10 protein-coding genes and 2 pseudogenes are annotated in these 11,214 nt (G+C 67.1%); 5 read left to right on the top strand and 7 right to left on the bottom strand.

Translation table 11 applies throughout. The features are described from left to right. Window positions 1-446 (bottom strand): winged helix-turn-helix domain-containing protein (locus ACZ4RZ_RS49835; RefSeq protein WP_467754297.1); only part of this gene is annotated, 446 nt, incomplete at its 3' end. 137 nt (window positions 447-583) lie between these two features. Between ACZ4RZ_RS49835 and ACZ4RZ_RS49830 the strand changes: the two genes are divergently transcribed. Then, entirely contained in the window at window positions 584-1,213 is a 630-nt protein-coding gene (locus ACZ4RZ_RS49830) for a hypothetical protein (RefSeq protein WP_467754295.1), read from the top strand. Between the two features lie 70 nt (window positions 1,214-1,283). Here ACZ4RZ_RS49830 and ACZ4RZ_RS49825 read toward each other — a convergent pair whose 3' ends face one another. Beyond that, window positions 1,284-1,847, bottom strand: a complete 564-nt coding sequence (locus tag ACZ4RZ_RS49825; protein ID WP_467754294.1) for a peptide deformylase — start codon at window positions 1,845-1,847, stop codon at window positions 1,284-1,286. A 188-nt stretch (window positions 1,848-2,035) separates the two neighbouring features. After that, window positions 2,036-2,629 (bottom strand): TetR/AcrR family transcriptional regulator, encoded by a 594-nt coding sequence (locus tag ACZ4RZ_RS49820; protein ID WP_467754293.1) that lies wholly within the window; start codon window positions 2,627-2,629, stop codon window positions 2,036-2,038. 259 nt (window positions 2,630-2,888) lie between these two features. Between ACZ4RZ_RS49820 and ACZ4RZ_RS49815 the strand changes: the two genes are divergently transcribed. Next, window positions 2,889-4,040 carry an FAD-dependent oxidoreductase gene (locus ACZ4RZ_RS49815; protein ID WP_467754292.1) on the top strand — a complete coding sequence of 384 codons (1,152 nt, stop codon included), beginning with the start codon at window positions 2,889-2,891 and terminating at the stop codon, window positions 4,038-4,040. Window positions 4,041-4,042: 2 nt separating this feature from the next. On the opposite strand, the gene ACZ4RZ_RS49810 is transcribed toward ACZ4RZ_RS49815, so the two are convergent. The 3 genes and pseudogenes from ACZ4RZ_RS49810 to ACZ4RZ_RS49800 form a co-directional block, all read right to left on the bottom strand. Further along, window positions 4,043-4,558 carry a transposase gene (locus ACZ4RZ_RS49810; protein WP_467754290.1) on the bottom strand — a complete coding sequence of 172 codons (516 nt, stop codon included), beginning with the start codon at window positions 4,556-4,558 and terminating at the stop codon, window positions 4,043-4,045. A gap of 137 nt (window positions 4,559-4,695) precedes the next feature. After that, window positions 4,696-4,806, bottom strand: a pseudogene (locus ACZ4RZ_RS49805) (serine hydrolase domain-containing protein); the annotation flags it as partial. A gap of 66 nt (window positions 4,807-4,872) precedes the next feature. Further along, window positions 4,873-5,286 carry a winged helix-turn-helix transcriptional regulator gene (locus ACZ4RZ_RS49800; protein WP_467754289.1) on the bottom strand — a complete coding sequence of 138 codons (414 nt, stop codon included), beginning with the start codon at window positions 5,284-5,286 and terminating at the stop codon, window positions 4,873-4,875. Between the two features lie 100 nt (window positions 5,287-5,386). Here ACZ4RZ_RS49800 and ACZ4RZ_RS49795 point away from each other — a divergent pair, with 100 nt between their 5' ends. Next, window positions 5,387-6,328, top strand: coding sequence for an NADP-dependent oxidoreductase (locus tag ACZ4RZ_RS49795; protein ID WP_467754288.1), 942 nt, complete (start codon window positions 5,387-5,389; stop codon window positions 6,326-6,328). A 1,307-nt stretch (window positions 6,329-7,635) separates the two neighbouring features. Beyond that, complete coding sequence (locus tag ACZ4RZ_RS49790) at window positions 7,636-8,907, top strand: PP2C family protein-serine/threonine phosphatase (RefSeq protein WP_467754287.1); 1,272 nt, start codon at window positions 7,636-7,638, stop codon at window positions 8,905-8,907. Between the two features lie 379 nt (window positions 8,908-9,286). On the opposite strand, the pseudogene ACZ4RZ_RS49785 reads toward ACZ4RZ_RS49790, so the two are convergent. Next, window positions 9,287-9,472, bottom strand: a pseudogene (locus tag ACZ4RZ_RS49785) (NF041680 family putative transposase); the annotation flags it as partial. 121 nt (window positions 9,473-9,593) lie between these two features. Between ACZ4RZ_RS49785 and ACZ4RZ_RS49780 the strand changes: the two are divergent. Then, window positions 9,594-11,087, top strand: coding sequence for a transposase (locus ACZ4RZ_RS49780; protein ID WP_467754286.1), 1,494 nt, complete (start codon window positions 9,594-9,596; stop codon window positions 11,085-11,087). Window positions 11,088-11,214 lie beyond the last annotated feature (127 nt).

The raw sequence follows: 11,214 nt of genomic DNA, 5'->3' as shown, positions 1-11,214 counted from the left end.
ATCTGCGCCTCGTTGCGCTCGCTGGCCTTCCGGGCCGGGACCTGCACGCTCCAGCCGATGCGGTGCAGCAGCAGATCCAGCCCGGCCAGGGTGTAATCGACGCCGAACCGGCGGCGCACGACCTCGCCGATGCGGGCCAGCGTCCAGCACTGGTCACTCCATCCGCACGCGGCCGGCCCGGCCTCCAACACTGCCTCCAGGGAACGCAGTTGGCCGGCATCGAGCTTGCAGCGGGCGCCACCGGGGCCCTTGGACGCGAGGGCCTGGCGGCCGCCCGAGGCCAGGGCCCGGCGCCAGCGGTTCGCCGACATCCGAGTCACCCTGAACCGCCGCGCCACCTCCCGATCACTGGCCCCCGCCTCGATCAAGTCAGCTGCCGCGAGCCGGACTTGCTCACGCCGATCCCGCTCCTCGGCCGTCAGCCCACCGCCATCGGGATACCTCACCCCTCCGGCATAGCGCAGCCGACGCCAACCGTCACGACCAGACGTAACCCGCACCGTTAAAGATCTCTAGTGCCACCGGCCGAGCCAGGGGATTACCAGAGTGCAAGCGTCGCAGAGGCCGAGAGGAGAAGGCAGCCATGGCACCGCAATCGCAGGCAGCGACCGGATCTGAACAGGACAAGACCATCGAGCAGAAGGCCCAGCAGGTGCGGGAGCTGTTCGCCGACGCGCCGGAGCTGGCAAAGACGGCACTGGAGAACGTGCTTGAGGAGATGACGTCGCAGGCGTCGGCGGCGCCGTCGGCGATGGAAAGCGCCGGCCGGGTCGGCAGCCGTCAGGGCAAGGTCTCGGAGTTGACCATGATCGCTCCGTTCGCGCCCGGCGGGGCTGAGCGGCTGCGCGCGTTGCTGAGGTTGGCGAACGGCAACTTCGTCGAGACGGAAAGGGTCGGAACCGTCCACGACATGCGCTTCGCCTTCCTGGACAATGACACGAAACTGCTCTTCGCCACCGCGTTCGACGGCGAATGGGACGCCTACATCGACGACTTCGTGACAAAGGTTCCTGATTTCCTGGACCTGCTCTTCTCCGCCTGGGAAGGCTGGCCGGGGATTCACGACCCGTCGGTGAAAGACTGGATCGCCAAGCACCAGATAACGGCCGAGGGCTGGTACGTCGCCAATCCGAATCTGACGGTCATGGAAACGAGACGGCTCGAGCGCGTCGGCAAGGCGCTGGACGAGTTCCTGGACAAGATCAGCGACTGAACCCACCGCCGGGACGATGCGCGGCCTACACCTCGCCGTACCAGCCGCCGCACGGATCGCTGACGTGTGGTTACTCGTATGCCCAGGCCCGGCCTGTCTGCCGGGCTTCCTCCACGGGAATGGGGTCGACTCCGTTTCGCATCCGGGCGGTGTAGAGCAGGCCGTCGAGGTGGTCGGCTTCATGGTGGATGAGGCGGGCCAGGCCGCGTTCGTACAAGGTCGTCGTGATCTCGCCGGTCAGGGCGGTGGTCTCCAGCATGATCGTCAGAGGGCGGGGGATGAGGCCGCGGACGTCGAAGAAGCTGAGGCAGCCCTCGTACTGCTCGTCCGTCTCCTCAGAGTGGTCGGTGATCCGGGGGTTGAGCAGGATGACGGCCGGACCGTCGTCGGCCGGCATGACGATGGCGGCAGAGCGGGCGATGCCGATCTGTGGGGCGGCGATGCCCATGCCCTTGGCGAAGGGATGGACTTGGCCGATGCGCTCGATGGCGGCGAACAGTTCGTCCACGATGTGTTCGGCCGTGTCGCGCTCGGCTGGCAGGTCGAAGGCTCGGGTCGGTTCGGCGAGGATGCCGGCGCCCTGCTGGACGACGCCGAGGTCTCGCATGCGCTGGCTGGGCCGCACGTCAGTCACCTGAACTCCCGTCATCCGGTCGGCCGTCCGACTGCTGCTTTCAAACGGTATCGAGCATGCAAGGCGAGTGTGGTCGACATTCATCCCTGAGGACTGGGATCAGAATGAGGTGCTCCCTGCTCGGGAATGAGGGGATGTCAGTTCTCATTGCCGGGCCGAGCGGTGGCTGCGGTCGAAACGCATGGGGGCTACGGCGCAGGCGGCTTGCTGGGCGGTTCCCAGCCGTGTGTGAGGATGTCGAAGATTGCCTCGACGGCGGCTCGGCGGTCCCGCCGACCGCGAGCGAGGGCCGGGATGTCGAGTACGAATCGAGCAAGAGCCACACATGCGAGGTCGTCGTGGTCCACGCCGAACTCGTCGGCGATGGCTGCGCTGAGGCTGTCGGTGTACCGGGTCCACATGCGTTCGGCGTACGCGCGCAGCACCGGCGTGGACTCCACCAGGTGGGTGAACTCGGCCGCCTGAGGATGCGCCTCGATCGAGGGCCAGGTGTCGAGGACGTGCTGTCGGAGGGCGTCGAGGATGCTCTGACCGGAGGGTCGCTCCCGCACCGCGGCGATCAGTTCTGACTCCCGGTCCTGGTCCTGGTCGAATACCAGCGCTTCCTTGCCGCTGAAGTGCTTGAACACCGTAGCGGTCGATACGTCGGCGGCGTCGGCGATGTCACGGATGCCTACTTGATCGTAGCCACGCTCCAGGAAGAGCTGCAGTGCGGCGTCGGCGATTGCCTGCCGGGTGGCCGCCTTCTTGCGGTCGCGGCGGCTGACAGGGGGCACGGTCATGACTAGAGCGTATCCGATAGTCGAACCCCTCGCTAAGTAGAGCCGTTGCACTTTTATGCTTGTTCTGATTTTATGAGGTTGTGGGCACCTGAGCGGCACCTCCTCGCCGGCATGGTCATCGTCTTCACCGCACCGCCCGTCGCCGTCCTGTCCATCAAGGGGACGCTCGAAGCACGTCCATGACTGAGGCCGACGCCGGAGTGCCCCGCCCCGCCCTGTTCGCCCGATGACTCCTCTTCGCCGACCGAAAGGAACAACCATGAACTCCCCAGAGCCCGCCCACGCCAGCATCAGCATCATCGGCGCCGGACCCGGCGGACTGACCTGCGCCCGCATCCTCCAGCAGCGCGGCATCGCGGTCACCGTCTACGACCGCGACCCGGGCCCCGACGCCCGCAACCAGGGCGGCACCCTCGACCTGCACGCCGACAACGGTCAGGTCGCCCTGCGCGAAGCCGGCCTGCTCGACGAGTTCTTCGCCCTCGCCCGTCCCGAAGGGCAGGAAATGCGCCTGATGGACCCGACCGGCACGATCACGTCCCATCAAGTCCCGGCGTCCGACGAACTCTTCAAGCCGGAAATCGACCGCGGCCAACTGCGCAACCTGTTGCTCGACTCCGTGCAGCCGGGAACCGTGCACTGGGGCCGCGCCCTCGACATGATCAGCGGACCCGCCGACGGTCCACGGCGATTGCACTTTGCCGACGGCACGAGCATCGAGACCGATCTGGTCATCGGCGCGGACGGCGCCTTCTCCCGGGTACGCCCGGCCGTGTCCCCCGCCGTCCCCGAGTACACCGGGGTCAGCTTCCTGGAAGCACGGTTCTCCGACGTCGAGAACCGACACCCCGAGATTGCCGAGCTGGTCGGTTCGGGCAGCGCCCACGCAGCCGACGGCGAACGCGGCCTGTTCGCCCAGCGCAACAGCGGAAACCACATCCGCGTCTACATCATCCAACGCGTCCCGGTCGACTGGATCAGCGCCAACGGGCTGACCGCCGAGGACACCGACGGCATCCGCGCCGTGCTACGCGACGAGTACGCCCACTGGTCGCCCCGCATGCGCCAGATGATCACCGAAAACGACGGCCCCTACATCGACCGCCCGATCCTCGCCCTCCCGGTCCCGCACACCTGGGACCACAACGCGACGGTGACCCTGCTCGGCGACGCCGCCCACCTCATGCCCCCGCTCGGCGTCGGCGTCAACCTCGCCATGCTCGACGCCAGCGAACTCGCCCTCGCCCTCGCGAACGCCGCCACCGTCGACGACGCCATCCGCACCTACGAGAAGACCATGCTGCCCCGCTCCACCGAGACAGCCAAGGCCCTCGAACACGGCGCCGAACACCTGCTGTCCGCCGACCTACCCGACTTCGGCGGCGACAACGACGCCCAGCCCCAGGAATAGGATCAGAACGAGGTCTTCAGCCGGCGCCGGCAGATGACGGCGCAGCCCAAGGTGACGAAGGCTTGGTGGATGTCGTCGCGGATCTCCCAGCGAATGCGCAGGCGCCGGAACCAGTGCAGCAGCGCGATCGCACCTTCCACGACCCAGCGGTAAACCCCGAGACCGGAACCGTGTTCGGTGCCGCGTCGGGCGATGACATGCAGACGCTGCCAGACCCCGGCCTCGTTCCAGTCCCGCAGCCGCCGCCAGCAGGTCATCCCCGAGCCGAAGCCGAGCTCTTGCGGCAGATGCCGCCACGGGATGCCGGTGTACAGCACGAACAAGATTCCGCACAGCACCCGGCGTTCATCGATCCGCCGACGCCCCGGATACCGGAAGCGCCGCTCGACCACCGGCAGCAGCGGTTCGATCTGCTCCCACAGACCGTCCTCGACCAGCCACGGCTTGCTCCCACCCCGCGTCTCGGCCGCACCCACCCCCTGTCCGGCGGGTAACAACGGCAACTGACGTCCCGTCATTCCCCAGTGGCGAACACCTCATTCTGATCCCAGTCCTTAGTGGTGGGTGGAGCACGGGGAGGGTTCATTCATGCGGCCACACGCACCGCTTACGTGAAGGCCAGTTCGCGGAAGGCGTTGCGGACATCGGTCAGCGGTCAGCGGTCGCGGGTGTAGTAGAGCTTGTTGGTCAGGAGCACTGCCCACAGGCCCCTGTTGGGTGAGACCCACATGCCTGCGCCCGTGAAGCCGTAGTGGACCCAGACGTCCTAACAAGCGGGGCTGGGCCTGGATGACCAATCCGAGGGCGACCAGGCACTGCTGAGCCGGAGCGATCAGGCCGTGACTGGCTGTACCTCCTGGGCGGCCCGCGCGTCGTAGACGTCGCGGGCGTCCAAGACGGCATTGATGTTTTCCTCGGACCAGGCGCGGATCGCGTGCATCAGCGCGGTGACGCTCTCGCCAAGCCCGGTGGCCGCGTATTCGACCTTCGGCGGAATGGTCGGGTAGACCGTGCGGGTGACCAGGCCGTCCCGCTCCAGGGTGCGCAGGGTCTGGGTGAGCATCTTCTGGGTGATGCCATCCAGGCGGCGCCGCAGCTCGCCAAAGCGCATCGGGCCGCCGGACAGTGCGCCCATGACCAGCATGGTCCACTTGTTGGCGAGTACGTCCAGGATCTGGCGCGAGGGGCAGGCAGCCAGATAGGCATCCGCGCCACCGTAGAAGCGCAGGTTGTCAGTAGTACCCATGAGGTACCTATATACCTTTGAAGTGCCTTCTGTTCAACGGGTACCGCCCTGCCGAGGATAGGGACATCCCAAACGACTCTCCGAACAGGAGTGCATGACAATGCGCGCGATCACCCAGAAGTCCTTCGGCGGCCCCGAGGTGCTGGAGCTCGTCGACGACGCGCCCAAGCCGGCACCTGGACCGACGCAGGTGTTGGTCCGGGTCAGGGCGACGAGCGTCAACCCCGTGGAACTGTTCGTCCGCTCCGGCACCTTCCCGTTGCTGGGCGAGCCACCCTTCGTCCTGGGATGGGACGTCTCCGGGGTGGTAGAGCAGGTCGATCCGGGTGTGCACCGGTTCCAGGTCGGCGACGAGGTCTACGGGATGCCGTACTTCCCGGCCGCGGCCGGTGCGAACGCCGAGTATCTGGTCGCCCCCGCACGGCAGTTGGCTCGCAAGCCGGCAGGGATCAGCCATGAGGAGGCTGCGGCGCTGCCGCTGGTCGGCCTGACCGCCTGGCATGCGCTGGTGGAGATCGCGCAGCTGCGGCCGGGGCAACGGGTACTGATCCACGGTGCGGGCGGCGGGCTCGGGCACGTCGCGGTGCAGCTGGCCAAGCACCTCGGCGCAGAGGTGATCGGCACGGCGAGCGCGTCCAAGCACGACTTCCTGCGCGAGTTGGGTGCGGACCAACTCGTCGACTACCGGACCCAGAACTACACCGAGGTGCTCCGGGACGCGCCGGTGGACGTGGTGCTGGAGACTCTGGGCGGTGGGAACGCCGAGCGTTCCTTCGGCGTGCTGCGGCAGGGCGGCGTGCTGGTGACGGCGGTGGAGCGGCTCAGCACCACCCTGCCCAAGCTCGCGGAGCAGTCCGGCGTACGCTTCGCGGCGGTCGGCGTGGAACCGGACCCGGTCGGCCTGGAGGCACTGACCGAGCTGGTCGAGGCGGGGAGGCTTCGGGTGCACCTGCAGCAGGTGTTCCCGCTGGAGAGGTTGCCCGAGGCGCACGAGGTGCTGGCTGCCGGCGGTGTGCAGGGCAAGCTTGCGATCACGGTCTGAATGAATCGCGTGAGGTCTGATCAGGCAGCGGCGTCCTCCCGCCGCTCGGCCAGGACGCCGTTGTCGATGCCACCTGTCACGCACGCCGCATCAAGTACTTCCGCCTCAACTGCCCCAGGCCAACTCGCCCTCTAAATAGGAACCAAACACGACTGGCGGGACAAAACGCTCTTTAAGTGCCGTCGTGCTCGGTCAAGCAGGTGTACATCAAGTCGCCCTCCCGGCCCGCCCTTTCAGGGAACGCTTTCCCTTCCTCCAGTGACCGGACCTGCCGACGCAGTTCCACCTTGCCGCTGGCGATCGACCAGTCTGCGAGCGCCAGTACGGATGGGAGGCAAGCCGGCTGGAGAGCTCCTGCAAGCGTCTGCGCAGCGCTGTGGTCTGAGGAGGTCGCTGGGTGAGCGCTTCATAGGTGCGGTTCCAGTCGCGCTGGGTCTGCATCAACTCGGGTGGGAACGTCCTGTGCGCCCATACCTCGGATTCGATCATGTGTCCGATTTCTGGCGTGAGAGCGTCCTGAGGGCTTCTGGCGCGGCCCGGCGGGTGTCCTGTGACAGCGCGCTTTGAGCGCGTGCCAACGAGTCTGAGCGGCTCTGGTTGAGCGTCTGCGCGCCGGCTCTCTCCAGTTGCCGTTGGGGTGTGCTCAGCGCTTCCTGGAGGAGCGGGTGGAACGGCCCGCTCTTCCAGGAGGAGCGCACCATGGCGCAACCGGTAAGTCGCCCAACGATCAGCGCTGAGCAGTTCAGCCGAGTGTGTGACGAGATCAGGAGCATGGCGGCGCCCGAGAAGGATGCTCAGTCCATCCGGGACTGCGCTCTGCGCATCGTGCAGACCCTGGGCCTGGCGCTATCCACGGATGACCTGAGCAGGCTCCTCACCGAACTCATGGCCCCTAGGGTGCCTCCACCCCCAGAGAGCCCTCAGTACACCCGAGAGGCCACCCTGGACATGCCTGACGAACAGCTAGGAGAAGATGAAGGCCCCGTCAGGTAGACCGGGCCGTCAACGCCTGAGTACATCCTCAGCTTGCCGGAGGGCGCCGGGTCCCCACCGCTCAGACTTCGAGGCAAACAGTCAAAGTTCGCCGGCACAGGACAGCGGGGCTCGAACCTGCGCCAAGCGCTTAGTGAGTCGAGGGCGCCCTGGCCGACTCGGGGTCGCCACGCTGCGACCATTAGCACCACAAGGAAGATATTCTCCGCATATCGGGGCAAACATCTTCAATCGGTGATGGATGTGCCGTCCCAAGCAGTCCTGGCAGGGGACCGGTCGACTGGTCGGCCGAGGTCGCCGAGGAGGTGCGCCGCGTGGCAGATGAGCGGGCGTGGTTGGGCGAGTTGTTGACATCAGTGGAGTCGGCACCCCCGGAGATGGCCGTCTCCGTGCTGGCCCAGCTGCTGGCCAGAAAACTTGCCGCGACCGAGGTGTCCTTTCTGATCACGGACTACGGCGGCAAGGCCGTCGTACGGCTGACCGGGGCCCCTGCGGAGGGCGGGCCGGAGCATCCGCGACCGATCCAGCTGCGCGGCTCGGATTACGAGCAAGTGGTCCGTTCCCAGCAAGTACGCGTGACGAGCGGCGAGCGGGAGGGAAAAGGCGGACCGGGCCCGATCCAGGTCATCGCGCCGGTGTCCGACCGCGGGGATGCGATTGGTCTGCTGGAGCTGACGGTGCCCGTCCGCCCCGACCGCCAGACGATGCAGCGCATTGTCGAAGCCACCCATGTGCTCGCCTACGTGGTGATCACCAACCGGCGCTTCACCGATCTGTACGAATGGGGCCGGCGCACCACACGTCTGTCGCTGGCCGCCGAGATCCAGCACCGTCTGCTTCCCGACTCCTTCACCTGCGAGACCGGCCGGTTCATCATCGCGGGAGCACTGGAACCAGCTGCCGACATCGGCGGGGACACGTTCGACTACACGCTCGACCGTCATGCCCTGCACCTGTCTCTCACCGACGCCATGGGGCACGACGTACAGGCGGCGCTGGTGGCGACCATGGTGGTGGGAGCCCTGCGCAACGCTCGCCGGGCGGGCGGCAGCCTCCTCGACCAGGCCCAGGATGCCCACCAGGCCGTCGCGGACTACGCAGACCGAGCGCACCAGGCGTTCGCGGACCAATCGGAACGGGTACGCCAGGCCATCATCCGGCACGGTGCCCAGGTCATGGCCACCGGTCAACTGCTGCGCGTCAGTCTCGACACCGGCCAGACAACCTTCGTCAACGCTGGCCACGTCTGGCCGTTGCGTCTGCGCGACGGGCAGGTCGAGGAGATCACCCCCCTGGCCGACCTGCCTTTCGGCGTCACCCCGAACCCGGGCTACCGCCTACAGAGCCTCGACCTGCGCCAAGGCGACCGGCTGATCCTGTTCACCGACGGCATGCTGGAGCCCCACGGCACCGAAGCCGACCTGAGCGACCTGATCCAGCAGACCAGCGACTGGCACCCACGCGACGCCGTACGCCTCTTCACCGAAACCGTCCTGGAACTCTCGAACCAGGACCCACGCGACGACGCCACCGTTCTGTGCCTGGACTGGCCTGCCCCCAACTCCCCCTACACCGGCCATCGCTAAATGTACTCAGACTGTGAGGATGATGGTCGTGCCGTTCCGGCCGTGGCTTGACTCGTACTCTGGCTGGCTGCTTGTGCCTTGTGTTTGATCTGTCGGCCCGGCCGGAGCGGCGCATACCGGCACCGGGCCGGCGGAGCGTGTCCCGATAGGGGCCTTGGCCTAGAAGGCACCGTCACAGTCCTGACCGCTCCACCGACCGGCGCTGGCCACCGGCACCGCATCGTCGAACTGGAGCACCGTGACCACCCTCAGCATGCCCGCTGCTTTCCGCACCGCCCAATCCGCCGGGGCCGCTGCCGCGCCGCGTTCGGTGGTGCTTGGCGTCGACACCCACAAGGACGTGCACGTCGCTGCCGTCCTTGACCACCTAACTTGATCTTTAACCTGTGCGGCGTGGTCGTGGGGTGGTTGACGTCTTCGTTCGCCGTTTCGCGGGTTGTGTCTTGCGGGGTGTGTGCACGTCGTGGCGGGGTGTGGGCCGGGTGTTCTTTCTGCCTGGGGGTCGTCCGGGGCCGGGGCGGGAGGGTTTCGGTGCTTGGGCCGGGCAGCTGGGAGGCTGTCGCACGGCTCCTGCCCGGTGAAGGTCAAGAGCGATTCGTTGTTCGGTTCCGAGGATCAAGGAGGCGTCGGAATCTTGCTTGGTGGGGCGGAACTTCTTGTTGTGCGACCGTGAACATGATCTTGAGATGCCGCAGGATGTGCTGGAGTGGCTGCCGCCCGAGCACCTGTGCTGGAAGGTGCTCGACATCGTCGAGCTGCTTGACCTATCGGCGTTCGAGAACAGCTACCGTGACGACGGGCGGGGAGGTGTGGCCTACCCTCCCGCGAGCCTGATCACGTTGCTCCTGTACTGCTACAGCAAGGGAGTGCGTTCCTCCCGTCGCATCGAGCAGGCTTGCTGGGACGATGTGGGCTGCCGGATCATCACCGCGAACCGGCGAGTGGACCACTCCACCGTCGCGCGGTTCGTCCGGCGCCACCGTGCCGCCTTGAACTCGCTGTTCGTGCAGGTGCTGGCGCTGTGCGGCAGACGTGGCCTGGTCGATCTCTCGGCGGTCGCCGTCGACGGCTCACCGATGGACGCGAACGCCTCACGCGACGCCAACCAGCGGCTCCAGCGCCTGGAGGAGACCGCCTCCCAGTGCGAGAAGGAGATCCACGCGCTGATGGAAGATGCAGCCGACCACGCGCTGAGGGTGGAGGCCGATGGTTCGACAGCACAGGGCGACGGCGAGGCCGCGTGCGACAACTGGCCTCGCCTGTCCCGGCTGTGCGACCGGCTCACCAGATCCCGCTTGGCCCAGGAAAGACTGCATGAACGGGCCATGCCCTCACCCACGGAGATCCGGATCAAGGTCGAAGCCGCTGAGCGGATGGTGGCCCGCGCCGAGAAGCGCCTGGCCGCCGAGACCGAGGCTCACCAGGAGAAACTCAGGAGGTACGAGCTCCGCGCCCGAGCAGACCGGGCGGCAGGACGGCGTGGAGCGAACGGACGGCCGCCGGTCCCGATGGAGCACAAGACCGTCCTCGTGCGCCAGCGAACGCGATTGGTGAAGATGCGGGCCTGGCTGGAGCGGGCCCGCACACCCCGACCCGTCCCCTCCCCGGAGTCCCGTGCTTGCCTGAGCGATCCCGACTCCAGGCTGATTCCAGGCAAACGCGGCGGCTACCTGCAGGGATACAACATCCAGATCGTCTGCGCCCGCCGTCAATTCCTGCTGGCCATCGAAGCGCACGACAATCCCTCGGACAGGACGGCCCTCGTTCCGATGGTGAAGAAGACCCAGCACAATCACCGGGCCGCACGGCTCCCCGGGGACATCCAACTCTGGCTCGCCGACAGCGGATACGCCTCCGCCGCGTCCTTCGAGACCCTCGCCGACCTCCCGCTACTGGTCTCGGTCACCAGCGATGCCGACCAGGCAGGCTTCCCCGCGAAACGCCAGCAGGCCCCTGCCGGCCAGCAGGACATGGCGGCCCGCCTTGCCACCCCGACAGGACGGGCCCAGTACCGTCAACGCAGTGCCCTGGTCGAGCCGGGATTCGCCCAGATCTTCCAACGCTTCGGACGACACCTCAACTACCGCGGCCGCCACGCGGTGGACGCCGAGATCAAGCTCCTCGGCACAGTGCACAACCTCAACAAACTCATCAAGCACACGCCCAAGAATCGCTCTTGACCTTCACCGGGCAGGAGCCATGCGACAGCCTCCTGGCCGTGGGGCGGATGTGCCGAAAGTCGCGGCGGACTCGGGCGGGGGTGAGCCTGTCCGGCGGGGTTGGTCTCTCCCAGGGCCGACACCGGTC

It is taken from the genome of Streptomyces sp. NPDC027189, assembly GCF_055566975.1.
Note: the sequence above shows the minus strand (reverse complement) of the source record. Positions and strands in the feature narration are given on the sequence as shown.

Bases quoted from the DNA above. Each gene is read 5' to 3' on its own strand.
- ACZ4RZ_RS49830 (WP_467754295.1), top strand. From the start codon at position 584: ATGGCACCGCAATCGCAGGCAGCGACCGGATCTGAACAGGACAAGACC.
- ACZ4RZ_RS49820 (WP_467754293.1), bottom strand. From the start codon at position 2,629: ATGACCGTGCCCCCTGTCAGCCGCCGCGACCGCAAGAAGGCGGCCACC.
- ACZ4RZ_RS49815 (WP_467754292.1), top strand. From the start codon at position 2,889: ATGAACTCCCCAGAGCCCGCCCACGCCAGCATCAGCATCATCGGCGCC.
- ACZ4RZ_RS49810 (WP_467754290.1), bottom strand. From the start codon at position 4,558: ATGACGGGACGTCAGTTGCCGTTGTTACCCGCCGGACAGGGGGTGGGT.
- ACZ4RZ_RS49800 (WP_467754289.1), bottom strand. From the start codon at position 5,286: ATGGGTACTACTGACAACCTGCGCTTCTACGGTGGCGCGGATGCCTAT.
- ACZ4RZ_RS49795 (WP_467754288.1), top strand. From the start codon at position 5,387: ATGCGCGCGATCACCCAGAAGTCCTTCGGCGGCCCCGAGGTGCTGGAG.
- ACZ4RZ_RS49780 (WP_467754286.1), top strand. From the start codon at position 9,594: ATGCCGCAGGATGTGCTGGAGTGGCTGCCGCCCGAGCACCTGTGCTGG.